The sequence below is a fragment of the Klebsiella sp. P1954 genome (assembly GCF_018199955.1).
Taxonomy (GTDB): domain Bacteria; phylum Pseudomonadota; class Gammaproteobacteria; order Enterobacterales; family Enterobacteriaceae; genus Klebsiella; species Klebsiella pneumoniae.
The window spans coordinates 2,193,539-2,215,750 of record NZ_CP073373.1 but is presented as its reverse complement, the minus strand read 5'-3'; the positions used below and the strand labels follow the sequence as shown (position 1 = coordinate 2,215,750).

Annotated in this window: 21 protein-coding genes and 1 other annotated feature; of the genes, 17 read left to right on the top strand and 4 right to left on the bottom strand. The window is 57.7% G+C overall.

The window, feature by feature from the left end; translation table 11 throughout:
- Window positions 1–46 precede the first annotated feature (46 nt).
- The 3 genes from serB to nadR are packed head-to-tail and all read left to right on the top strand — an operon-like array spanning window position 47 to window position 3,664.
- Window positions 47–1,018 (top strand): phosphoserine phosphatase, encoded by a 972-nt coding sequence (gene serB / locus KB890_RS10680; protein ID WP_004177487.1) that lies wholly within the window; start codon window positions 47–49, stop codon window positions 1,016–1,018.
- Window positions 1,019–1,027: 9 nt separating this feature from the next.
- Window positions 1,028–2,410 (top strand): DNA repair protein RadA, encoded by a 1,383-nt coding sequence (gene radA / locus KB890_RS10675; protein WP_002887800.1) that lies wholly within the window; start codon window positions 1,028–1,030, stop codon window positions 2,408–2,410.
- A gap of 21 nt (window positions 2,411–2,431) precedes the next feature.
- On the top strand, window positions 2,432–3,664 hold the full coding sequence (gene nadR, locus KB890_RS10670; protein WP_002887802.1) for a multifunctional transcriptional regulator/nicotinamide-nucleotide adenylyltransferase/ribosylnicotinamide kinase NadR: 1,233 nt from the start codon (window positions 2,432–2,434) through the stop codon (window positions 3,662–3,664).
- A gap of 93 nt (window positions 3,665–3,757) precedes the next feature.
- On the opposite strand, the gene ettA is transcribed toward nadR, so the two are convergent.
- Window positions 3,758–5,425, bottom strand: a complete 1,668-nt coding sequence (ettA, locus tag KB890_RS10665; RefSeq protein WP_002887805.1) for an energy-dependent translational throttle protein EttA — start codon at window positions 5,423–5,425, stop codon at window positions 3,758–3,760.
- A 228-nt stretch (window positions 5,426–5,653) separates the two neighbouring features.
- On the opposite strand from ettA, the gene sltY reads away from it, so the two are divergent.
- Both sltY and trpR read left to right on the top strand, forming a co-directional pair.
- On the top strand, window positions 5,654–7,591 hold the full coding sequence (sltY, locus tag KB890_RS10660; RefSeq protein ID WP_004182874.1) for a murein transglycosylase: 1,938 nt from the start codon (window positions 5,654–5,656) through the stop codon (window positions 7,589–7,591).
- Between the two features lie 88 nt (window positions 7,592–7,679).
- A complete protein-coding gene (trpR, locus tag KB890_RS10655) occupies window positions 7,680–8,009 on the top strand; it encodes a trp operon repressor (protein WP_002887809.1) in 330 nt (109 codons plus the stop codon).
- Here trpR and yjjX read toward each other — a convergent pair.
- A complete protein-coding gene (gene yjjX, locus KB890_RS10650) occupies window positions 7,996–8,511 on the bottom strand; it encodes an inosine/xanthosine triphosphatase (RefSeq protein WP_002887810.1) in 516 nt (171 codons plus the stop codon). The two genes, trpR and yjjX, sit on opposite strands and share 14 nt — an antisense overlap.
- A 113-nt stretch (window positions 8,512–8,624) precedes the next feature.
- Here yjjX and gpmB point away from each other — a divergent pair, with 113 nt between their 5' ends.
- On the top strand, window positions 8,625–9,272 hold the full coding sequence (gene gpmB / locus KB890_RS10645; protein WP_002887811.1) for a 2,3-diphosphoglycerate-dependent phosphoglycerate mutase GpmB: 648 nt from the start codon (window positions 8,625–8,627) through the stop codon (window positions 9,270–9,272).
- On the opposite strand, the gene robA is transcribed toward gpmB, so the two are convergent.
- A complete protein-coding gene (robA, locus tag KB890_RS10640) occupies window positions 9,269–10,138 on the bottom strand; it encodes an MDR efflux pump AcrAB transcriptional activator RobA (RefSeq protein ID WP_002887812.1) in 870 nt (289 codons plus the stop codon). The two genes, gpmB and robA, sit on opposite strands and share 4 nt — an antisense overlap.
- Before the next feature lie 209 nt (window positions 10,139–10,347).
- Here robA and creA point away from each other — a divergent pair, with 209 nt between their 5' ends.
- Genes creA through creD form a run of 4 tightly spaced genes read left to right on the top strand, consistent with a single transcriptional unit; the run spans window position 10,348 to window position 14,366 of the window.
- Window positions 10,348–10,821: a protein CreA gene (gene creA, locus KB890_RS10635; RefSeq protein ID WP_004182876.1), complete on the top strand. Its 474-nt coding sequence runs from the start codon at window positions 10,348–10,350 to the stop codon at window positions 10,819–10,821.
- 12 nt (window positions 10,822–10,833) lie between these two features.
- The gene (gene creB / locus KB890_RS10630; protein ID WP_002887820.1) at window positions 10,834–11,523 is read left to right on the top strand and encodes a two-component system response regulator CreB; all 690 of its coding nucleotides are present in this window, start codon (window positions 10,834–10,836) and stop codon (window positions 11,521–11,523) included.
- Window positions 11,523–12,947 (top strand): two-component system sensor histidine kinase CreC, encoded by a 1,425-nt coding sequence (gene creC, locus KB890_RS10625; RefSeq protein ID WP_004146022.1) that lies wholly within the window; start codon window positions 11,523–11,525, stop codon window positions 12,945–12,947. Before creB ends, creC begins: the two co-directional genes overlap by 1 nt.
- A gap of 60 nt (window positions 12,948–13,007) precedes the next feature.
- Window positions 13,008–14,366, top strand: coding sequence for a cell envelope integrity protein CreD (gene creD, locus KB890_RS10620; protein WP_020323863.1), 1,359 nt, complete (start codon window positions 13,008–13,010; stop codon window positions 14,364–14,366).
- 62 nt (window positions 14,367–14,428) lie between these two features.
- Here creD and arcA read toward each other — a convergent pair whose 3' ends face one another.
- Complete coding sequence (arcA, locus tag KB890_RS10615; protein ID WP_002887843.1) at window positions 14,429–15,145, bottom strand: two-component system response regulator ArcA; 717 nt, start codon at window positions 15,143–15,145, stop codon at window positions 14,429–14,431.
- A gap of 95 nt (window positions 15,146–15,240) precedes the next feature.
- Here arcA and yjjY point away from each other — a divergent pair, with 95 nt between their 5' ends.
- The 7 genes from yjjY to KB890_RS10580 all read left to right on the top strand — a co-directional run bounded on the left by yjjY (window position 15,241) and on the right by KB890_RS10580 (window position 22,195).
- The gene (gene yjjY, locus KB890_RS10610) at window positions 15,241–15,381 is read left to right on the top strand and encodes a YjjY family protein (RefSeq protein WP_004146984.1); all 141 of its coding nucleotides are present in this window, start codon (window positions 15,241–15,243) and stop codon (window positions 15,379–15,381) included.
- A gap of 396 nt (window positions 15,382–15,777) precedes the next feature.
- Complete coding sequence (locus KB890_RS10605) at window positions 15,778–16,464, top strand: tRNA/rRNA methyltransferase (RefSeq protein ID WP_004182880.1); 687 nt, start codon at window positions 15,778–15,780, stop codon at window positions 16,462–16,464.
- 211 nt (window positions 16,465–16,675) lie between these two features.
- Window positions 16,676–16,744, top strand: a complete 69-nt coding sequence (thrL, locus tag KB890_RS10600; RefSeq protein WP_004222578.1) for a thr operon leader peptide — start codon at window positions 16,676–16,678, stop codon at window positions 16,742–16,744.
- Window positions 16,683–16,800: a sequence feature (Thr leader region), on the top strand. (Overlaps the previous gene by 62 nt.)
- Before the next feature lie 25 nt (window positions 16,801–16,825).
- Window positions 16,826–19,288, top strand: a complete 2,463-nt coding sequence (gene thrA / locus KB890_RS10595) for a bifunctional aspartate kinase/homoserine dehydrogenase I (RefSeq protein ID WP_002887848.1) — start codon at window positions 16,826–16,828, stop codon at window positions 19,286–19,288.
- A 1-nt stretch (window position 19,289) separates the two neighbouring features.
- The gene (thrB, locus tag KB890_RS10590) at window positions 19,290–20,219 is read left to right on the top strand and encodes a homoserine kinase (protein WP_002887853.1); all 930 of its coding nucleotides are present in this window, start codon (window positions 19,290–19,292) and stop codon (window positions 20,217–20,219) included.
- A gap of 3 nt (window positions 20,220–20,222) precedes the next feature.
- Window positions 20,223–21,503 carry a threonine synthase gene (gene thrC, locus KB890_RS10585; RefSeq protein ID WP_002887863.1) on the top strand — a complete coding sequence of 427 codons (1,281 nt, stop codon included), beginning with the start codon at window positions 20,223–20,225 and terminating at the stop codon, window positions 21,501–21,503.
- A 314-nt stretch (window positions 21,504–21,817) separates the two neighbouring features.
- The gene (locus KB890_RS10580) at window positions 21,818–22,195 is read left to right on the top strand and encodes a hypothetical protein (protein ID WP_002887866.1); all 378 of its coding nucleotides are present in this window, start codon (window positions 21,818–21,820) and stop codon (window positions 22,193–22,195) included.
- The last annotated feature ends 17 nt before the right edge of the window (window positions 22,196–22,212 follow it).

The window sequence follows — 22,212 nt, the reverse complement described above, 5'->3', positions numbered from 1 at the left end:
CTCATGCGTTATTTTCCTCGCCTGAATGAAGAGATGTGGAGCCGTAATGCCTAACAGTTTGACCTGGTGCGACCTGCCTGAAGACGTTTCCCTGTGGCCTGGGTTGCCGCTTTCCCTGAGCGGCGACGAGGTCATGCCGCTGGATTATCACGCCGGGCGCAGCGGCTGGCTGCTGTATGGTCGCGGTCTGGATAAACGTCGGCTGACGGCGTGGCAGCGTGAGCTGGGCGCCGCGTTAGTGATCGTTGCCTCCTGGGTGGTCGAGGATTACCAGGTGATCCGTCTGGCCGGTTCGCTGACTCCCCGTGCGACGCGACTGGCGCATGAGGCGGGGCTGGACGTCGCGCCATTGGGTAAAATTCCCCATTTGCGCACCCCGGGCCTGCTGGTGATGGACATGGACTCCACGGCGATTCAGATCGAATGCATCGATGAGATCGCGAAACTGGCCGGCACCGGCGAGCTGGTCTCGGAAGTGACCGAGCGGGCGATGCGTGGCGAGCTGGACTTCACCGCCAGCCTGCGCCAGCGCGTGGCGACGCTGAAAGACGCCGATGCCAGTATTTTGCTGCAGGTTCGCGACGCGCTGCCGCTGATGCCGGGCCTGGCGCAGCTGGTGCTCAAGCTGGAAACGCTGGGCTGGAAAGTGGCGATCGCCTCCGGCGGTTTCACCTTTTTTGCCGAGTATCTGCGCGACAAACTGCATCTCGACGCGGTATTCGCCAATGAGCTGGAGATCCGCGACGGCAAGCTCACCGGCAACGTGCTCGGCGATATCGTCGATGCGAAATATAAAGCCAATACGTTGCGCAAGCTGGCGGAAAAGTATGAGATCCCAACGGCGCAAACCGTGGCTATCGGCGATGGCGCCAACGACCTGCCGATGATTAAGGCAGCAGGGCTTGGCATCGCCTATCACGCGAAGCCCAAAGTGAATGAACAGGCGGAAGTGACTATCCGCCACGCTGACCTGATGGGGGTATTCTGTATTCTCTCGGGCAGCATGAACCAAAAGTAAGAGGTAAACGTGGCGAAAGCTCCAAAACGCGCATTTGTCTGTAATGAATGTGGTGCGGATTATCCGCGCTGGCAGGGGCAGTGCAGCGCCTGCCATGCCTGGAACACCATCACCGAGATGCGCATCGCCGCGTCGCCGCAGGTGGCGAGAAACGAGCGTCTTTCAGGCTATGCCGGTAACGCCGGCGTGTCGAAGGTGCAGAAGCTGTCAGATATCAGCCTGGAGGCGCTGCCGCGTTTCTCCACCGGCTTTAAAGAATTTGACCGCGTGCTGGGCGGCGGCGTGGTGCCGGGCAGCGCGATCCTGATTGGCGGCAACCCCGGCGCGGGCAAATCGACGCTGCTGCTGCAAACCCTCTGCAAACTGGCGGAAGGGATGAAAACCCTGTACGTCACCGGGGAGGAGTCCCTGCAGCAGGTGGCGATGCGCGCCCATCGTCTCGGGTTGCCAACGGCCAACCTGAACATGCTCTCAGAAACCAGCATTGAGCAGATCTGTCAGATCGCCGATGAAGAAAAGCCGCAGCTGATGGTGATCGACTCCATCCAGGTGATGCATATGGCCGACGTGCAGTCGTCGCCGGGCAGCGTCGCCCAGGTACGGGAAACCGCGGCCTATTTGACGCGCTTTGCTAAAACTCGCGGCGTGGCGATTGTGATGGTCGGCCACGTCACCAAAGACGGCTCGCTGGCCGGTCCGAAGGTGCTGGAGCACTGTATCGACTGCTCGGTGCTGCTGGACGGGGATGCCGACTCCCGCTTCCGTACGTTGCGCAGCCATAAAAACCGCTTTGGCGCGGTGAACGAGCTGGGCGTCTTCGCCATGACCGAGCAGGGCCTGCGCGAAGTGAGCAACCCGTCCGCTATCTTCCTCAGCCGGGGAGATGAAATCACCTCCGGTAGCTCGGTGATGGTGGTCTGGGAAGGGACCCGCCCGCTGCTGGTGGAGATCCAGGCGCTGGTCGATCACTCAATGATGTCCAACCCGCGCCGCGTTGCGGTGGGGCTGGAACAGAACCGTCTGGCGATCCTGCTGGCGGTGCTGCACCGTCACGGCGGCCTACAGATGGCCGATCAGGACGTCTTCGTCAATGTGGTCGGCGGGGTGAAGGTCACGGAAACCAGCGCCGACCTGGCGCTGCTGCTGGCGATGGTCTCCAGCCTGCGCGACCGTCCTCTGCCGCAGGATCTGGTGGTCTTTGGCGAAGTGGGGCTGGCCGGGGAAATTCGCCCGGTACCGAGCGGTCAGGAGCGTATCTCCGAAGCGGCGAAGCACGGCTTCCGCCGCGCCATCGTCCCGGCGGCCAATGTGCCGAAAAAAGTGCCGGAAGGCATGCAAATCTTTGGCGTGAAAAAGCTTTCAGACGCGCTAAGCGTTTTTGACGACTTATAATAAGTTAAAAGGAGATTAGCGATGTCGTCATTTGACTATTTAAAAAGCGCCATTAAGCAGAAAGGCTGTACCCTGCAGCAGGTGGCGGAAGCCAGCGGAATGACCAAGGGGTATCTTAGCCAGCTGCTGAATGCCAAAATCAAAAGCCCGAGCGCGCAGAAACTTGAAGCGCTGCATCGTTTCCTCGGGCTGGAGTTTCCCCGCCGACAGAAAAGCGTCGGCGTGGTGTTTGGTAAGTTTTACCCGCTGCATACCGGGCATATCTACCTGATACAGCGCGCCTGTAGCCAGGTCGATGAGCTGCATATCATTATGGGCTATGACGATACCCGCGACCGCGAGCTGTTTGAAGAGAGCGCCATGTCGCAACAGCCGACGGTGCCTGACCGCCTGCGCTGGCTGCTGCAAACCTTTAAATATCAGAAGAATATTCGCATCCACGCCTTCAATGAAGAGGGGATGGAGCCCTATCCGCACGGCTGGGACGTCTGGAGCCATGGGATCCGCGCTTTTATGAGCGAAAAAGGGATCGAGCCGAACCGGATCTATACCTCGGAAGAGGCCGATGCGCCGCAGTACCTTGAGCATCTGGGGATCGAGACGGTGCTTATCGATCCTAAGCGGACCTTTATGAATATTAGCGGCGGGCAGATCCGCGAGAACCCGTTCCGCTACTGGGAATATATTCCGACGGAAGTGAAACCGTTCTTTGTGCGGACGGTGGCGATCCTCGGCGGCGAGTCGAGCGGTAAATCGACGCTGGTCAATAAGCTCGCCAATATCTTCAATACCACCAGCGCCTGGGAATATGGCCGGGATTATGTTTTTTCGCATCTCGGCGGCGATGAGATGGCGCTCCAGTATTCGGATTACGATAAAATTGCCCTTGGGCATGCGCAGTATATTGATTTTGCGGTGAAATATGCCAACAAGGTGGCGTTCATCGATACCGACTTCGTCAGCACTCAGGCCTTCTGTCTGAAGTACGAGGGACGTGAGCACCCGTTTGTGCAGGCGCTGATTGATGAATACCGCTTCGACCTGGTGATCCTGCTGGAGAACAATACCCCGTGGGTGGCCGATGGACTGCGCAGTCTTGGGAGCTCGGTGGATCGTAAAGAGTTTCAGTCGTTGCTGGTATCGCTGCTGAAAGAGAACGAGATCGAATTCGTCCATGTGAAGGAGTCGGACTACGATGCCCGGTTCCTGCGCTGCGTCGAGCTGGTGAAACAGCTGATGGGCGAGCAGGGGTAGGTGCTCTGCGGGCTGTAGCCCTCACCCCAACCCTCTCCCAATGGGAGAGGGAGCAAACATTAAAAAAGGCAACTTGCGTTGCCTTTTTGCGTTTTATTTCGCGATACGTTTGTACTTGATTCGCTTCGGCTCCAGCGCGTCGGCGCCGAGAGTGCGTTTCTTGTACTCTTCGTACTCGGTAAAGTTACCTTCGAAGAACTCAACCTTACCTTCATCCTGGTAATCCAGAATGTGGGTGGCAATACGGTCAAGGAACCAGCGGTCGTGCGAGATAACCATCGCGCAGCCCGGGAACTCCAGCAGGGCGTTTTCCAGCGCGCGCAGGGTTTCGATATCCAGGTCGTTGGTTGGTTCATCGAGCAGCAGGACGTTACCGCCGACCTGCAGCAGTTTCGCCAGGTGCAGACGACCACGTTCACCGCCGGACAGCTCGCCAACGCGTTTACCCTGGTCGACGCCTTTGAAGTTAAAACGGCCCACGTAGGCGCGGCTCGGCATCTCGGTGTTGCCGATCTTCATGATATCCAGGCCGCCAGACACTTCTTCCCACACGGTCTTACTGTTGTCCATCGCGTCGCGGAACTGATCGACGGAAGCCAGCTTAACGGTTTCACCCAGGGTGATGGTGCCGGAATCAGGTTGTTCCTGGCCGGACATCATGCGGAAGAGGGTGGATTTACCCGCGCCGTTCGGACCGATGATGCCGACGATAGCGCCTTTCGGTACCGAAAAGCTCAGATCGTCAATCAGAACGCGGTCGCCGTAAGATTTGCGCAGATGGCTGACTTCCAGAACTTTATCGCCCAGACGCGGGCCTGGCGGAATGAACAGTTCGTTAGTCTCGTTACGTTTCTGATATTCAACGTTGTTAAGCTCTTCAAAGCGCGCCAGGCGGGCTTTGCCCTTAGACTGACGGCCTTTCGCGCCCTGGCGAACCCACTCGAGTTCTTTCTCGATAGATTTGCGGCGTGCGGCTTCCTGAGAAGCTTCCTGCGCCAGACGCTGGTCTTTCTGCTCCAGCCAGGAGGAGTAGTTGCCTTCCCACGGAATACCTTCGCCGCGGTCAAGCTCGAGGATCCAGCCGGCGACGTTATCAAGGAAGTAACGGTCGTGGGTAATCGCCACCACGGTGCCTTCGAAGTCGTGCAAGAAGCGTTCCAGCCAGGCGACGGACTCGGCGTCGAGGTGGTTGGTCGGTTCGTCGAGCAGCAGCATATCCGGTTTTTCCAGCAGCAGACGGCACAGCGCGACGCGGCGGCGTTCACCACCGGAAAGATTAGCGATTTTCGCATCCCAGTCCGGCAGGCGCAGGGCGTCGGCCGCGCGCTCCAGCTGGACGTTCAGGTTGTGGCCGTCGTGCGCCTGGATAATCTCTTCGAACTTGCCTTGCTGTGCGGCAAGCTTATCGAAGTCCGCATCCGGCTCGGCGTATTTGGCATAGACTTCGTCCAGCCCCTTCAGCGCGTTAACCACTTCGGCGACCGCTTCTTCCACGGACTCGCGCACGGTGTGCTCCGGGTTGAGCTGCGGCTCCTGCGGCAGGTAGCCGATTTTGATGCCGGGCTGCGGACGCGCTTCACCTTCGATCTCGGTGTCGATACCGGCCATGATGCGCAGCAGGGTAGATTTACCGGCGCCGTTCAGACCGAGCACACCGATTTTCGCGCCAGGGAAAAAGCTGAGGGAGATATTTTTCAAAATATGACGTTTCGGCGGAACCACTTTGCCGACACGATGCATGGTATAAACGAATTGAGCCACGTTGGACTTCGCCTCTTTCTATTTTGATAGATAGTTCAAAGCCGAAGTGTAGCCTTTTTCGCGCGCTAATCCCAGCGAGGCGACAGGATTCACAGAAGCGTAAAAAAATGTCCAGGACATGGCGCGTTTAGCGTTGTCTGATTAGCATAAGTAAAGCCGCCTGCCGAACCGGCAGGGGTTTTTAAGCGGCACGATGCTGCGAAAATGCACCGGAAAGAGGAAGAGCTTGTGGAAAAAGCCAAAAAAATGGCGTGGCATCTTTTGGCTGCCAGCGTTGGTTTGTTGACGTTGAGTCAGCTGGCGCATGCGGATTCACTGGATGAACAGCGCAGCCGCTACGCACAAATTAAGCAGGCGTGGGATAACCGGCAGATGGATGTAGTCGACCAGCTGATGCCCACGTTAAGCACCTATCCCCTGTATCCCTATTTGCAGTACCGACAGATCACCGACGATCTGATGAACCAGCCGGCGCTGGTGGTGAAAAACTTTATTGACGCCAATCCGACGCTGCCCCCTGCGCGTTCATTACGTTCGCGCTTCGTGAATGAACTGGCCCGGCGCAGCGACTGGCGCGGCTTGCTGGCGTTTAGCCCGGATAAGCCGACCAGCACCGAGGCGCAGTGCAACTATTACTACGCCAAGCTGAGCGTGGGGCAGTCGCAGGAGGCCTGGAGCGGGGCGAAAGAGCTGTGGCTGACGGGCAAGAATCAGCCCGGCGCCTGTGAACCGCTGTTCAGCGCCTGGCGCGACTCCGGTCAGCAGGATCCGCTGGCATATCTCGAACGGATCCGCCTGGCGATGAAGGCCGGCAATATCGGGCTGGTGAAATCGCTGGCCCAGCAAATGCCCGCCAACTACCAGAGCATCGCCAGCGCCGTGGTCGCCCTGGCTAACGATCCAAACAGCGTCCTCACCTTCGCCCGCACCACCGGGGCGACGGACTTTACCCGTCAGATGGCCGCCGTCGCCTTCGCCAGCGTCGCCCGCCAGGACGTGGAAAATGCCCGCCTGATGATCCCTTCGCTGGTACAGGCTCAGCAGCTCAATGAGGATCAGACCCAGGAACTGCGCGATATTGTCGCCTGGCGCCTGATGGGTAGCGATGTAACCGAAGAGCAGGCCATCTGGCGCGATGACGCAATCATGCGTTCGCAGTCCACGCCGCTGGTGGAGCGGCGGGTACGGATGGCGTTGGGGACGGGCGATCGCCATGGCCTCAACACCTGGCTGGCGCGCCTGCCGATGGAGGCGAAAGAGAAAGACGAATGGCGCTACTGGCAGGCGGATCTGCTGCTGGAGCGCGGCAGGGATGAGGAGGCGCAGGCGATCCTTCGCTCGTTGATGCAACAGCGAGGCTTCTACCCGATGGTCGCCGCGCAGCGTCTTGGCGAGGAGTATACCTTCCGCATCGATAAAGCCTCGGGCACCATCGATCCGGCGCTGGCCTCCGGGCCGGAGATGGCGCGGGTACGTGAGCTGATGTACTGGAATATGGATAACACCGCGCGCACCGAATGGGCCAACCTGGTCACTAGTCGCACCAAATCCCAGCAGGCGCAGCTGGCGCGCTATGCCTTCGATCAGCACTGGTGGGATCTGAGCGTGCAGGCGACGATCGCCGGTAAGCTGTGGGATCAGCTGGAAGAACGTTTCCCGCTGGCCTATAACGACCTGTTTGCCCGCTATGTTAGCGGCAAAGATATTCCGCAGAGCTACGCGATGGCGATTGCCCGTCAGGAGAGCGCCTGGAACCCGAAAGTGCGCTCGCCGGTCGGCGCCAGCGGACTGATGCAGATTATGCCGGGCACCGCGACGCATACCGTCAGTATGTTCAGCATTCCCGGCTACAGCGGCCCGTCGCAGCTGTTGGATCCGGAAACCAACATCAATATCGGCACCAGCTATCTGCAGTACGTTTATCAGCAGTTCGGCAATAACCGTATCTACGCCTCAGCGGCCTATAACGCCGGGCCGGGCCGGGTACGCAGCTGGCAGGGGAATAGCGCCGGACGGATCGACGCCGTGGCGTTTGTCGAGAGTATTCCGTTTTCGGAAACCCGCGGCTACGTGAAGAATGTCCTCTCCTATGACGCCTACTACCGCTACTTTATGGGGCAGCAGGATAAGATCCTCAGCGATGCGGAGTGGCGCCAGCGTTACTGATCGCCGGGAAGTATGTTATGCTTTGTACTCGTTGAAGAGTACATTCGACGGGCAGCGTAAGCTGCCCGTCTCAATATGGTGGCGCGATATGACCCAACAATCTCCCTATTCCGCGGCCGTTGCCGAACAACGTCATCAGGAGTGGCTGCGCTTTGTTGCCCTGCTTCAGCAGGCCTATGCTGAGGATCTGCATCTGCCGTTGCTGCAGCTGATGCTGACGCCCGACGAGCGCGAAGCCCTGGGTACCCGGGTGCGCATTATCGAAGAGTTGCTGCGCGGCGAGATGAGCCAGCGTGAGCTGAAAAATGAGCTCGGCGCCGGAATTGCGACCATTACCCGCGGGTCGAACAGCCTGAAATCGGCGCCGGTAGAGCTGCGCCAGTGGCTGGAGCAGACGCTGCTGGCTAGCGATAAATAGCGTTATGGAACGGGCTTAGCGCCAGCACGACCGCCTGGTGGTAAACGCTGCTGCGGGTTAATCTGCCGCCGGTGAAAACCCCAATCGCCCCCTCTTTACGACCGATCTGATCGATGCCGGTATACTGCGACATGACCGGGCCGAGGGCTTCGCCAGCGCGAACCTGCTCAAGAATAACGTCAGGCAACGGCAGCGTGGCTGAGCGCGCTTCTCCGCGCTGGCTGGCGCTTTCGATGACCACCCAGCTAAAGGTGCTGTCATCGTCGATACCGGCTTCGATGGCTACCCAGAAATCGGCATTTGGCTGGGCAAGGCGCGCATTGGCGACGCGATTTCGTGCGCCAGCGCGCGTTTCCTCGCTGCCGAAGGGCTGTTCCGGCACGCCGCTCTCGACGGCGACGGACTCAATGTGGCAGGATCCTTCGCCGAAAATCTCGTCAAAAGCCTGCAGAATTGCCTGAATTTTGGCGGGATTAGTGGTCGCTGAGACAACATGGTGCATAATCAAAACAACTCAGAATAAACTAACGTCATCGCAGTATACTCTAAATCACCCCGAGGGCAGGCGGTAATGCCCGAAAGCGGTTGATAACGAGTCCAGAACGGAAAAAAAGCATGTTACAAGTATACCTTGTTCGCCACGGTGAAACGCAGTGGAACGCCGAGCGACGTATTCAGGGTCAGTCCGACAGCCCGCTGACCGCCCATGGTGAGCGCCAGGCCTGGCAGGTGGGCGAGCGCGCCAGAACGCTGGGGATCACCCATATCATTACCAGCGATCTGGGGCGAACCCGCCGCACAGCAGAAATTATCGCCGAAGCCTGCGGCTGCAGCGTGATCGCCGATGCGCGCCTGCGCGAACTGGATATGGGGGTGCTGGAGAAGCGCCATATCGACTCGCTCAGCGAAGAAGAAGAAGGCTGGCGTCGCCAGCTGGTCAACGGCACACCGGACGGTCGTATTCCGCAGGGCGAATCGATGCAGGAGCTCAGCGAGCGTATGCATGCGGCGCTGGCATCCTGTCTGGAATTACCCGCCGGTAGCCGGCCGCTGCTGGTGAGTCATGGGATCGCGCTGGGCTGCCTGGTGAGCACGATATTAGGGCTGCCGGCGTACGCTGAGCGTCGTCTGCGGCTGCGCAACTGCTCTATTTCGCGCGTCGACTATCAGCAAAGCCCGTGGCTGGCTTCCGGCTGGGTGGTGGAAACGGCGGGCGACGTCTCGCATCTTGACGCCCCCGCAATGGACGAGCTGCAGCGTTAACGGCGGATCGGGATCAGATACTCGCAGCGCAACTGAATCGGCGTGGCCTGATCCCGGCTTTCATCTTCAGGGTAGAAGCGTTCAATATCCAGCCCCTTGCGACGCGTCAGGTTCAGCATCGGCATGCAGGTGCCGTAGACGGTCAGGATGAATTCCTGCAGACCGGTACCCAGCCCTTCATACGTAAACATGACATACTCGCCGCCCTCCAGGGTCACTGGATGGGCATGCTGCAGGTGGCCGTTAGCCATCTCCGGCGTCAGCGCGGTGGTATAGAATACTTCCTGCTCATCGTCTTTTTCCAGGCTCGGACGCGGCTCATGCAGCCCGTAGAGCACCGGGGGGATTGACGGTGAGTTGCCGAGGAAGTCTCGCCAGAACTGGACCCGCATCTGGTTACGAAAATCGGAGATTTCCTCGAGCTTACAGGTATAGCTCTGGGTCACGCCAAGCAGCTGAGTAGGGGGCAGAGTGATAAACTCATGTTTCGGCAGGGTAAATTCGCCAAGACGCAGCGGCGGGCGCATACCGAACGAGCTCCAGTCCGGCGAGCGGCGGTAGAGCGCCGGCGTCAGCGAGAATTGTTTCTTAAACGCTCGGGTGAAGGTCTGCTGGGAGTCGAAACGGTACTGCAGCGCAATATCAAGGATTGGACGGGCGGTCAGGCGTAATGCGACAGCAGATTTCGACAAGCGGCGCGCGCGAATATAGGCACCGATGGCATGGCCGGTGACATCCTTAAACATTCGCTGCAAATGCCACTTGGAATAACCTGCCTTCGCCGCCACATTATCCAGAGAAAGCGGCTGATCCAGGTGACCTTCCAGCCAGCTAAGGAGATCGCGAATAATCCCTGCTTGATCCATAAAATGTCCCCATCCTTAAACACAGGTGCCTGATATTAAAGTAGCGGATAATAGCATTTTTTGATGTTTTAGCATTCAGTGTTTTTTTTGCTTTTAAATGCGGTAGGTCAGGGGATTTGAACGATAATTTTGTAAAGCTGTGATCTATAAACCTTTTCTGCTAAGTGCGTGATAATCACTCAGCTATATTTTTTAATAATGGTAACAATATGAAATACAAGAAGTTTGCGATGGGGCTGCTCCTGCTGACCGGTAGCCAGCTGGCTCAGGCGGAGCAGATTGGTTCCGTGGATACGGTCTTCAAATGGTTAGGGCCGGATCACAAAATCGTCGTCGAAGCCTTTGACGATCCGGATGTACAGAACGTGACCTGCTATATCAGCCGGGCGAAAACCGGTGGCATCAAAGGTGGGCTGGGGCTGGCGGAAGATACCTCTGACGCGGCGATTTCCTGCCAGCAGGTCGGGCCGATTGAGCTAACGGACAAAATCAAAAACGGTAAAAGCCAGGGCGACGTGGTGTTCCAGAAGCGCACCTCGCTGGTGTTTAAAAAACTGCAGGTCGTGCGTTTCTATGATGCGAAGCGCAATGCGCTGGTCTATCTGACCTACTCGGATAAAGTGGTTGATGGCTCGCCGAAGAACGCCATCAGCGCCGTGCCGATCATGCCATGGAATAAATAAACGGGAGTGCGCATGCAGCAGCCACGGATTTGGTTAGTTGAGGATGAACAGAGTATCGCTGATACCCTGGTTTACATGCTGCAGCAGGAGGGCTTCCAGGTCAGCGTCTTTGGCCGCGGTTTGCCCGCGCTGGAGGCGGCGGCACATCAGGCGCCAGATGTCGCCATCCTCGACGTCGGCTTGCCGGATATCAGCGGCTTCGAGCTCTGTCGGCGTCTGCTGACGCGTTATCCGGCGCTGCCGGTGCTGTTTTTGACGGCGCGTAGCGACGAGGTCGATAAGCTGCTGGGGCTGGAAATCGGCGCTGACGATTATATCGCCAAGCCGTTTTCACCACGCGAAGTCTGCGCGCGGGTGCGAACCGTGCTGCGGCGGCTGCAGAAGTTTGCCGCGCCATCGCCGGTGGTACGCGTCGGCGAGTTTGTGCTCGATGAGCAGGCGGCGGCGATCAGCTGGTTCGGCCAGCCGCTGAATCTGACGCGCTACGAATTTCTGCTGTTGAAAACCCTGCTTCACGCGCCCGGTCGCGTCTTCTCCCGTCAGCAGCTGATGGAGCTGGTGTGGATCGATGCCTGGGAAAGCCTCGACCGTACCGTCGATACCCATATCAAAACCCTGCGCGCTAAGCTGCGGGCTGTGAATCCTGAAAAGGCGCCAATCAATACCCATCGCGGTATGGGCTACAGCCTGGGGCGCGGCTGATGCGCATCGGCATGCGCCTGCTGCTGGGCTATTTTCTTATCGTCGCGATCGCCGCGTGGTTTGTGCTGTCGATCTTTGTCCAGGAAGTGAAGCCGGGCGTGCGCCGGGCGACAGAGGGGACCCTCAATGATACCGCTACCCTGTTGGCGGCGCTGGCGCGTGAGGATCTGCTGGCGGCAAACCCGCAGCAGGGCAGGCTGGCGCAGGCCTTTCACCAGCTCAACCAGCAGCCGCTCAACGCCAATATTGGCGGAATTAAAAAGGTACGTAATGAGTACCGCGTCTATCTGACCGATGCCCGGGGCAAGGTGGTGTTTGACTCCAGCGGGCAGGCGACAGGGCAGGACTATTCGCGCTGGAACGATGTCTGGCTCACCCTGCGCGGCCAGTACGGCGCGCGCAGTACGCGCAGCGATCCGCATGATGAAGCCAGCTCGGTGATGTATATCGCCGCGCCGGTGATGGATAAGGGGCGGATTATCGGTGTGCTGAGCGTCGGTAAACCCAACCTGGCGATGACGCCGGTCATTAAGCGCAGCGAGCGGCGGATCCTCTGGGCCGGCGGCGCCCTGCTGGGCATTGCGCTGTTGATTGGCGGCGGCGTCGTCTGGTGGATCAATTTCTCTATCGGCAAGCTGGTGCGCTATGCGGACTCGGTGACCGCTGAGCGCCCGCTGCCGCTGCCGGAGGTTGGCAGCAGCGAATTGCGCAAGCTGGCCCAGGCTCTGGAGAGCATGCGGGTAAAGCTCGAAGGTAAGAATGCCATCGAAAACTATGTCTATGACCTGACCCATGAACTGAAAAGCCCGCTGGCGGCCATCCGCGGCGCGGCGGAGATCCTGCGCGAAGGGCCGCCGCCTGAGGTGGCGGCGCGGTTTACTGATAATATCCTCGCGCAAAACACCCGGATGCAACTGCTGGTGGAGCGGCTGCTCCAGCAGGCGCGACTGGAAAGCCGGCTGGAGATAAAGCAGCAGCCGGTGTCGATAGATGCGCTATACCAACGGCTGACGGAGGAGCGCAACATCGCTCTGGCGGCGAAAGCTATCACCCTGCGCTGGCGGGAGAGTGGGATGCTGGTCAATGGCGATGGCGAGCTGCTGGCCCAGGCGCTGGGTAATCTGCTCGACAACGCGATTGACTTTACCCCCCAGGGCGGTGAGATCGCCCTGGCTGCGGAGAAGCGAAATGAAGAGGTGCAATTGAGCGTTATCGACAACGGGTGCGGTATTCCGGACTATGCCCTGGAACGAATCTTTGAGCGATTCTATTCGCTGCCGCGCGAAGACGGCCATAAGAGCAGCGGCCTTGGGCTGGCGTTCGTTCGTGAAGTCGCGCGCCTGCATCACGGCGATATCAATCTGCACAATCGGCCCGAAGGCGGCGTGGTCGCCACGCTGCGACTTCACCGTCCCTTCACATAGCTTCAAATTCTCCCCACACAGCCGTCCTATTGTGAGGCCATCACGATAGGGAGAAAGGCTATGTTGAAATCACCGTTATTCTGGAAAATCACCACGTTAATAGGCTGTATTGTGCTGCTATCTTTGCCGTTAATGATGGTCAGGGAGCTTATTAATGAGCGAGCGGATTATCGTAGCGAAGTGGTGGACGCCATTGAGCAAAGCACCAGCGGCTCGCAAAAACTCGCCGGACCGCTGATCGCTATTCCGATAACCGAGACCCTGACCCGCATGGAGAACCAAAAAGAGGTCAGCTATCAGCGGAGCTGGGTGTATTACTGGCTGCCGGAGTCGCTGGCGGTCGCCGGCAAACAGACCGTGGAGTCGAGGAGGGTGGGTATCTACAGCGGCCAGGTCTGGCATAACGCCTTGCAGATTAAGGCCTCGTTTGATCCGCTGCGTCTGGCGGCGCTGAGAAAAACGAATATCGTCTTAGGCCAGCCGCGGCTGGTGGTGAGCGTCGGCGATGCCCGCGGCATTGGCGCCATCCATGCCCCAGAGGTCAACGGTAACGTATTAAGCGTGGAGCCGGGGCTGGGGATAAGCGGCGATGGCGCAGGTATTCATATGCCAATGCCTGCGCTGGCGGAGGACAACAAGCCGCTTGAGATTGCCTTTTCACTCGATCTGAACGGGACGGGTGAGTTTTCACTGGTGCCGCTCGGGCGTAACAGCGAGCTGCAGCTGACCAGTAACTGGCCGCATCCCGGTTTTCTCGGCAGCTTCCTGCCAACGCAACGGGAAGTGAGTGCTGCCGGCTATCGCGCCCACTGGCAAAGCAGCTGGTTCGCCAACGATATGGGGAGCTATTTCAAGGATGATATGGAGATCCCGTGGTCGCGACTGCCGGCGTTCAGTGCCGATGTGATGTCCCTTGCCGACCAGTACCAGCTAACCGATCGGGCGACAAAATATGCCATCCTGTTAATCGGGCTGACCTTTATGGCTTTTTTCGTGTTCGAGAGCCTGACCCGTCGTCCCCTGCATCCGATGCAATATCTGCTGGTGGGCTTATCGCTGGTGCTGTTTTACCTGGTGCTGCTGGCGCTCTCAGAGCACATTGGTTTTACCGCCGCCTGGCTGGCGGCCAGCCTGTCTGGCGCGGTGATGAATGGGATCTACCTTCAGGCAGTGCTCAGAGGATGGCGTAACAGCCTGCTGTTTGTCGCCGCGCTACTGCTGCTGGATGGCGTGATGTGGTTTCTGTTGCATTCTGAGGATAGCGCGCTGCTGCTGGGTACCGGGGTGCTGGCGCTGGCGCTGAGCGTCCTGATGTTTTTGACCCGTCGCGTGGACTGGTATGCGTTATCGCTGCCGAAAGGCACAGTGCCTCCGACACCGGCTGCCGATGACGATAAGCTGCGTCTCTGGAAAGAGTGACGGCATAAAAAACGGCGCCCCTGGGGCGCCGTTTTCGCATCATGGCTGCGGAATAAATCGTATTATTCCTGCAGATCGCCACAGAAACGGTAGCCTTCACCGTGAATGGTAGCGATGATTTCCGGGGTATCCGGAGTGGATTCGAAGTGTTTACGAATCCGACGAATGGTCACGTCAACGGTACGGTCATGCGGCTTCAGCTCGCGACCGGTCATTTTCTTCAGCAGCTCGGCACGAGACTGAATTTTGCCCGGGTTTTCGCAGAAGTGCAGCATCGCGCGGAATTCACTGCGCGGCAGCTTGTACTGTTCGCCGTTCGGGCTAACCAGGGAACGGCTGTTGATATCGAGTTCCCAGCCGTTGAACTTGTAGCTTTCCACGCTGCGACGCTCTTCGCTCACGGTACCGAGGTTCATGGTACGGGAGAGCAGGTTGCGCGCGCGGATAGTCAGTTCACGCGGGTTAAACGGTTTAGTGATATAGTCGTCAGCGCCGATTTCGAGGCCAAGGATCTTATCCACTTCGTTGTCGCGGCCGGTTAAGAACATCAGCGCGACGTCTGCCTGCTCGCGCAGCTCGCGCGCCAGCAGAAGACCATTTTTACCCGGCAGGTTGATATCCATGATCACCAGGTTGATATCATTTTCAGACAGGATCTGATGCATTTCCGCGCCATCGGTCGCTTCGAATACATCGTAACCTTCTGCTTCGAAAATACTTTTTAACGTGTTGCGTGTTACCAACTCGTCTTCAACGATAAGAATGTGCGGGGTCTGCATGTTTGCTACCTAAATTGCCAACTAAATCGAAACAGGAAGTACCAAAGTCCCTGACCTGCCTGCTGCATGTCGCAAATTAACATGCGCGGCGTAACATGACTAAAGTACGTAATTGCGTTCTTGATGCACTTTCCATCAACGTCAACAACATCATTAGCTTGGTCGTGGGTACTTTCCCTCTGGACCCGACGGTGTCAAAAACGGCTGACATCCTAACCATTTTAACAGCAACATAACAGGCTAAGAGAGGCCGAACACCCAATAAAACTACGCTTCGTTGACATATATCAAGTTCAATTGTAGCACGTTAACAGTCTTGTGAAATCATTGCATCGCCATGCTCTTTATAGTCACAATCTTTACCAGGCTCAACTAGTTGCGTGGATAAATTAATAAATACAGTGAATCCAAAGCCTGAAACGATGCATCAGATGAAATTGCATTGCCCATCATATGGATAAATGGGTTCTGTTAACATACTCCTTGTCACGGCCTCCTGAGAACAGTTTAGATTTTTTTATGGGTAAGAAAACGCAATTTTAGTGATTTTTGTTGCAAATTTGTAAATTTTCACCGCGTAAAATGGGGGGCGCTGCGCCTCGATAACGCCTGAGAGAGAGAAAGAAACCGCAATGCGTTTAACGATTATTTTAGTCGGTCCTGCCCGGGCCGAGAACGTCGGCGCTGCCGCCAGGGCGATGAAAACCATGGGATTTCGCGAACTACGGATCGTCGATAGCGAAGCCCACCTGGCGCCTCCGGCACGCTGGGTGGCACATGGCTCAGGCGACATCCTCGATGGTATCACCACCTATCCCACCCTTGCCGAGGCGCTGCATGACGTTGATTTTACCGTCGCCACCACCGCCCGCAGCCGCGCGCGTTTTCACTATTACGCCACGCCGCAGCAGCTGTTGCCGCTGCTGGAGGAGAAGGCGCAGTGGATGACGCACGCGGCGCTGGTTTTTGGCCGTGAAGACTCCGGGTTGAGCAATGAGGAGCTGGCGCTGGCTGATGTGTTGACCGGTGTGCCGATGGCTGCGGATTATCCGTCGCTGAATCTCGGCCAGTCGGTGATGGTCTACTGTTATCAATTAGCATCGTTAATGCAACAAACGGCGCCCGCCGCCGCTGCGGCAGACCATCATCAGCTGCAGGCCTTACGTACTCGTACCCTGGCGTTACTTTCGCGTTTGGGCGTGGAGGATGATGCCAAACTGGCCGACTGGTTGTCGCAACGGCTGGGCCTGCTGCAGCAGCGCGACACGGCAATGTTGCATCGTTTGCTGCATGATATTGAAAAAAACCTTCCAGAATAAAACTCTGTCATATTTTTTATTTATGGATGTGTATGCTGTTCTATGAGCTGGTTTTCCGCCGATCTGGATGTTTTTTCTCACGGCAGCGGGAAAATACGTAAGCCTGCTGAAATGGGGCAAATTGAGAAATTCATTGACTTAAGACGGCAGATACTTTAACCAATATAGGCAGGACATACAGACAGATAAAAATACAGAGTACACAACATCCATGAATCGCATCGGCATGATTACCACCATTATCACCACCACCATTACCACAGGTAACGGTGCGGGCTGACGCGTACAGGAAACACAGAAAAAAGCCCGCACCTGAACAGTGCGGGCTTTTTTTTTGACAAGAGATCAAGGGGTAAGAACCATGCGAGTGTTGAAGTTCGGCGGTACATCAGTGGCAAATGCGGAACGGTTTCTGCGGGTTGCCGATATTCTGGAGAGTAATGCCAGGCAGGGGCAGGTAGCGACGGTCCTGTCTGCCCCGGCGAAGATCACTAACCATCTGGTAGCAATGATTGAAAAGACCATTGGCGGCCAGGATGCCCTCCCCAATATTGCCGACGCCGAACGCATTTTTGCCGAACTTCTTCAGGGCCTTGCCGACGCCCAGCCCGCTTTCCCGCTTGCCCAGTTAAAAGCCTTCGTGGAGCAGGAATTTGCTCAGATTAAGCATGTTCTGCACGGCATCAGCCTGCTGGGTCAGTGCCCGGACAGCGTCAATGCCGCGCTGATCTGCCGCGGCGAAAAGCTCTCCATCGCCATCATGGCGGGTCTGCTGGAAGCCCGTGGACATAAAGTCAGTGTCATTAACCCGGTCGAAAAACTGCTCGCCGTGGGCCACTATCTGGAATCCACCGTCGATATCGCCGAATCCACCCGCCGCATTGCCGCCAGCCAGATCCCGGCAGACCATATGATCCTGATGGCCGGGTTTACCGCCGGCAATGAGAAAGGCGAGCTGGTGGTGCTGGGGCGTAACGGCTCCGACTACTCGGCTGCGGTACTGGCCGCCTGCCTGCGCGCTGACTGCTGCGAAATCTGGACCGATGTCGACGGAGTGTACACCTGCGATCCGCGTCAGGTGCCGGATGCGCGCCTGCTGAAATCGATGTCTTATCAGGAGGCGATGGAGCTCTCCTACTTTGGCGCGAAAGTGCTGCACCCGCGCACCATCGCCCCTATCGCCCAGTTCCAAATCCCATGCCTGATTAAAAATACCGGCAACCCACAGGCGCCGGGAACGCTTATCGGCGCCAGCCGCGACGAGGACGATTTGCCGGTGAAAGGCATCTCTAACCTCAACAACATGGCGATGTTCAACGTCTCCGGGCCGGGGATGAAAGGGATGGTCGGCATGGCGGCCCGCGTCTTCGCCACCATGTCCCGCGCCGGCATCTCAGTGGTGTTGATCACTCAATCTTCTTCGGAGTACAGCATCAGTTTCTGCGTGCCGCAGAGCGACTGCGCACGTGCCAAACGGGCGATGGAAGATGAGTTTTATCTGGAGCTGAAAGAGGGGCTGCTGGAGCCGCTGGCGATTATGGAGCGTCTGGCGATCATCTCCGTGGTGGGCGACGGAATGCGTACCCTGCGCGGTATCTCGGCGAAATTCTTTGCGGCACTGGCCCGCGCCAATATCAATATCGTGGCGATTGCCCAGGGCTCTTCCGAGCGCTCAATTTCGGTAGTGGTCAGCAATGACGACGCCACCACCGGCGTGCGCGTGACCCATCAGATGCTGTTCAACACCGACCAGGTGATTGAAGTGTTTGTCATCGGCGTCGGCGGCGTCGGCGGCGCGCTGCTAGAGCAGATCAAGCGCCAGCAGGGGTGGCTGAAGAACAAACATATCGATCTGCGCGTCTGCGGTGTAGCCAATTCTCAGGCGCTGCTGACCAGCGTGCATGGCCTGAATCTGGAAAACTGGAGTGCGGAACTGGCGGAGGCGAAAGAGCCGTTTAATCTTGGCCGCCTGATCCGCCTGGTGAAAGAGTACCACCTGCTCAATCCGGTGATCGTCGACTGTACCTCCAGCCAGGCGGTCGCCGATCAGTATGCCGACTTCCTGCGCGAAGGTTTCCATGTGGTGACGCCGAACAAAAAGGCCAATACCTCTTCGCTGGATTACTATCACCAGCTGCGCCATGCGGCCAGCAGCTCGCGGCGTAAGTTCCTCTATGACACTAACGTTGGCGCGGGCCTGCCGGTGATTGAGAACCTGCAGAACCTGCTCAACGCCGGCGATGAGCTGCGCCATTTCTCCGGGATCCTGTCCGGCTCCCTGTCGTTTATCTTCGGCAAGCTGGACGAGGGGGTGAGTTTCTCCGCGGCGACGGCGATGGCCCGTGAGATGGGGTATACCGAGCCGGATCCGCGCGACGATTTATCCGGGGTGGATGTGGCGCGTAAACTGCTGATTCTGGCCCGTGAGACCGGGCGTGAACTGGAGCTGGCGGACATTATCGTCGAGTCGGCGCTGCCGCCGGACTTCGACGCCAGCGGCGATGTCGAGACCTTTATGGCCCGCCTGCCGTCGCTGGACGATGGTTTTGCCTCGCGGGTTGCTAAGGCGCGCGATGAAGGTAAAGTCTTGCGCTACGTCGGTAACATCGAAGAGGATGGTACCTGCCGGGTAAAAATAGCCGCGGTTGACGGCAACGATCCGCTGTTCAAAGTTAAGAATGGTGAGAACGCGCTGGCTTTTTATAGCCATTATTATCAGCCATTGCCGCTGGTGCTGCGCGGCTATGGCGCCGGGAACGACGTCACGGCGGCCGGCGTATTCGCCGACCTGCTGCGCACCCTGTCCTGGAAGTTAGGAGTTTAAGATGGTCAAAGTATATGCCCCGGCTTCCAGTGCCAATATGAGCGTCGGGTTTGATGTGTTGGGCGCGGCGGTCACGCCGGTCGATGGCACGCTGCTTGGCGACAACGTCACTGTCGAAGCGGCGGAGCAATTTAGCCTGCAGAATCTTGGACGCTTCGCCAGCAAACTGCCGACGGCGCCGCAGGAGAACATTGTTTACCAGTGCTGGGAAAGCTTTTGCCGGGAGATCGGCAAGACGGTGCCGGTGGCGATGACGCTGGAAAAAAACATGCCGATTGGCTCCGGGCTGGGTTCCAGCGCCTGCTCGGTGGTCGCTGCGCTGGTGGCCATGAACGAGTTCTGCGGCAAGCCGCTGAACGAGACGCGCATGCTGGCGCTGATGGGAGAGATGGAAGGGCGTATCTCCGGCAGCATTCACTACGACAACGTGGCGCCGTGCTATCTTGGCGGCATGCAGTTGATGATCGAAGAGAATGGGATTATCAGTCAGCAGGTGCCCGGGTTTGATGAGTGGCTGTGGGTGCTGGCCTATCCGGGGATTAAAGTCTCTACTGCTGAAGCGCGGGCGATTCTGCCGGCGCAGTATCGCCGCCAGGATTGTATCGCCCATGGTCGCCACCTCGCGGGCTTTATTCACGCCTGCTACACCCGCCAGCCGCAGCTGGCGGCAAAATTGATGAAAGATGTGATTGCCGAACCGTACCGAACCAAACTGCTGCCGGGCTTTAGCGAAGCGCGTCAGGCGGCCATGGAAATGGGCGCCCAGGCTTGCGGCATCTCCGGCTCTGGCCCAACGCTGTTCGCGTTGTGTGATAAACCGGATACCGCACAGCGCGTCGCCGACTGGCTTGGCGCGCACTATCTGCAGAATCAGGAAGGCTTTGTTCATATTTGCCGGCTGGACACGGCGGGCGCACGCGTAGTGGGATAACCAATGAAACTGTATAACTTAAAAGATCATAACGAGCAGGTCAGCTTTGCGCAGGCCGTCACCCAGGGACTTGGCAAGCATCAGGGCCTGTTCTTTCCGCACGATCTGCCGGAATTCAGCCTGACTGAAATTGACGACATGCTGGCGCAGGACTTTGTCACCCGTAGCGCCAAAATTTTATCCGCCTTTATCGGCGATGAGATCCCGCAGGATGTCCTGCAGCAGCGGGTGCGCGCGGCGTTTGCGTTTCCGGCGCCCGTAAGCAAGGTTCAGGAAGATGTCGGCTGTCTGGAGCTGTTCCATGGCCCTACGCTGGCGTTCAAGGATTTCGGCGGCCGCTTTATGGCGCAGATGCTGACCCACATCGCAGGCGATAAGCCGGTCACCATCCTCACCGCGACCTCTGGCGACACCGGGGCGGCGGTGGCGCATGCTTTCTACGGCCTGCCGAACGTCAAGGTAGTGATCCTCTATCCGCGCGGCAAGATCAGTCCCCTGCAGGAGAAGCTGTTCTGTACCCTCGGCGGCAATATTGAAACCGTGGCGATTGATGGCGACTTTGATGCCTGCCAGGCGCTGGTGAAGCAGGCGTTTGACGATGAAGAGCTGAAGGCGACGCTGGGTCTCAACTCGGCTAACTCCATCAACATCAGCCGCCTGCTGGCGCAGATCTGTTACTACTTCGAAGCGGCGGCGCAGCTGCCGCAGGAAGCCCGCAATCAGCTGGTGATTTCCGTGCCGAGCGGCAACTTCGGCGATCTGACCGCCGGTCTGCTGGCCAAGTCGCTGGGGCTGCCGATCAAGCGCTTTATCGCCGCCACCAACGCCAACGACACCGTTCCGCGCTATCTGCAGGGCGGCGAGTGGGCGCCAAAAGCCACCCAGGCGACGCTGTCCAACGCCATGGACGTCAGCCAGCCGAACAACTGGCCGCGCGTTGAAGAGCTGTTCCGCCGTAAAATCTGGCGTCTCAGCGAGCTGGGCTATGCCGCGGTCGATGATGAGACCACCAAAGCAGCGATGCGCGAGCTGAAGGCCATCGGCTACATCTCTGAACCGCATGCGGCGATTGCCTGGCGCGCGCTGCGCGATCAGCTGCAGCCGGGAGAGTACGGCCTGTTCCTCGGCACCGCCCATCCGGCGAAGTTCAAAGAGAGCGTGGAGGAGATCCTGCAGGAGACTCTGCCGCTGCCGAAGGAGCTGGCCGACCGCGCCGACCTGCCGCTGCTGTCTCACAACCTGCCGGCGGATTTCGCCGCGCTGCGTAAGCTGATGATGGGCTAAGCCAGGCAATAATATCGGCAACATGATCGACCAAACCGGGCAGCTATTGCCCGGTTTTTATATTTAACGCACTTTTCCATATCAGTAAAATTTCTCTCCATAAAATTCCCCACACTATTTTATTGTCAGCGCACTGCTTTTATTGCAAACTCTTTTACGGATTGTCCTCTTTGCCGGATAATTCCACTGGATTATCTTTTTTATTTATTATTTCATGCTGCTTATATTTATGCTGCTGATTTTATTATGAAGCAGCTATAGATATCATTTGTTATAGATGCATTGTTAATGCACAAGGTTTTCAAGGAGGAAACATGCGTATTTTATCTCTTTTTTTGGTGGTGTTCGCTTTAACAGGCTGCTCCGGGACAACGATTGGCGGTAATGAAGATAAATTAACGCCAGCCTATCTGAAACAACATCTCATTGTCGGAAAAACCACCAAGGCCGAGGTTCGTCAGTATTTTGGTGCCCCTGATTCTGGTCATACGACGGTGACGGCGTCGGGTAAAGAGAGCTGGTATTATTCAGTAGATAAAGGGATCAACCTGGTCAGCCTCGCGGGTTCCATGATCCCGGTAACCGGGGCATCGCAAGCTGCCGATGCGGTCGATAAGTCCAGCCAAAAAGATTCGAACTCGCTGATGATTTTCTTCGATGAAAAAGGCGTGGTGGAAAACTGGGTGCGTTAAAATAAGTAATAAACTGC

What these genes read in the sequence shown, in the direction of transcription:
- serB (WP_004177487.1), top strand. Translation starts at nt 47, where the DNA reads ATGCCTAACAGTTTGACCTGGTGCGACCTGCCTGAAGACGTTTCCCTG.
- nadR (WP_002887802.1), top strand. Translation starts at nt 2,432, where the DNA reads ATGTCGTCATTTGACTATTTAAAAAGCGCCATTAAGCAGAAAGGCTGT.
- trpR (WP_002887809.1), top strand. Translation starts at nt 7,680, where the DNA reads ATGACCCAACAATCTCCCTATTCCGCGGCCGTTGCCGAACAACGTCAT.
- yjjX (WP_002887810.1), bottom strand. Translation starts at nt 8,511, where the DNA reads ATGCACCATGTTGTCTCAGCGACCACTAATCCCGCCAAAATTCAGGCA.
- gpmB (WP_002887811.1), top strand. Translation starts at nt 8,625, where the DNA reads ATGTTACAAGTATACCTTGTTCGCCACGGTGAAACGCAGTGGAACGCC.
- robA (WP_002887812.1), bottom strand. Translation starts at nt 10,138, where the DNA reads ATGGATCAAGCAGGGATTATTCGCGATCTCCTTAGCTGGCTGGAAGGT.
- creA (WP_004182876.1), top strand. Translation starts at nt 10,348, where the DNA reads ATGAAATACAAGAAGTTTGCGATGGGGCTGCTCCTGCTGACCGGTAGC.
- creB (WP_002887820.1), top strand. Translation starts at nt 10,834, where the DNA reads ATGCAGCAGCCACGGATTTGGTTAGTTGAGGATGAACAGAGTATCGCT.
- creC (WP_004146022.1), top strand. Translation starts at nt 11,523, where the DNA reads ATGCGCATCGGCATGCGCCTGCTGCTGGGCTATTTTCTTATCGTCGCG.
- creD (WP_020323863.1), top strand. Translation starts at nt 13,008, where the DNA reads ATGTTGAAATCACCGTTATTCTGGAAAATCACCACGTTAATAGGCTGT.
- arcA (WP_002887843.1), bottom strand. Translation starts at nt 15,145, where the DNA reads ATGCAGACCCCGCACATTCTTATCGTTGAAGACGAGTTGGTAACACGC.
- yjjY (WP_004146984.1), top strand. Translation starts at nt 15,241, where the DNA reads ATGACTAAAGTACGTAATTGCGTTCTTGATGCACTTTCCATCAACGTC.
- KB890_RS10605 (WP_004182880.1), top strand. Translation starts at nt 15,778, where the DNA reads ATGCGTTTAACGATTATTTTAGTCGGTCCTGCCCGGGCCGAGAACGTC.
- thrA (WP_002887848.1), top strand. Translation starts at nt 16,826, where the DNA reads ATGCGAGTGTTGAAGTTCGGCGGTACATCAGTGGCAAATGCGGAACGG.
- thrB (WP_002887853.1), top strand. Translation starts at nt 19,290, where the DNA reads ATGGTCAAAGTATATGCCCCGGCTTCCAGTGCCAATATGAGCGTCGGG.
- thrC (WP_002887863.1), top strand. Translation starts at nt 20,223, where the DNA reads ATGAAACTGTATAACTTAAAAGATCATAACGAGCAGGTCAGCTTTGCG.
- KB890_RS10580 (WP_002887866.1), top strand. Translation starts at nt 21,818, where the DNA reads ATGCGTATTTTATCTCTTTTTTTGGTGGTGTTCGCTTTAACAGGCTGC.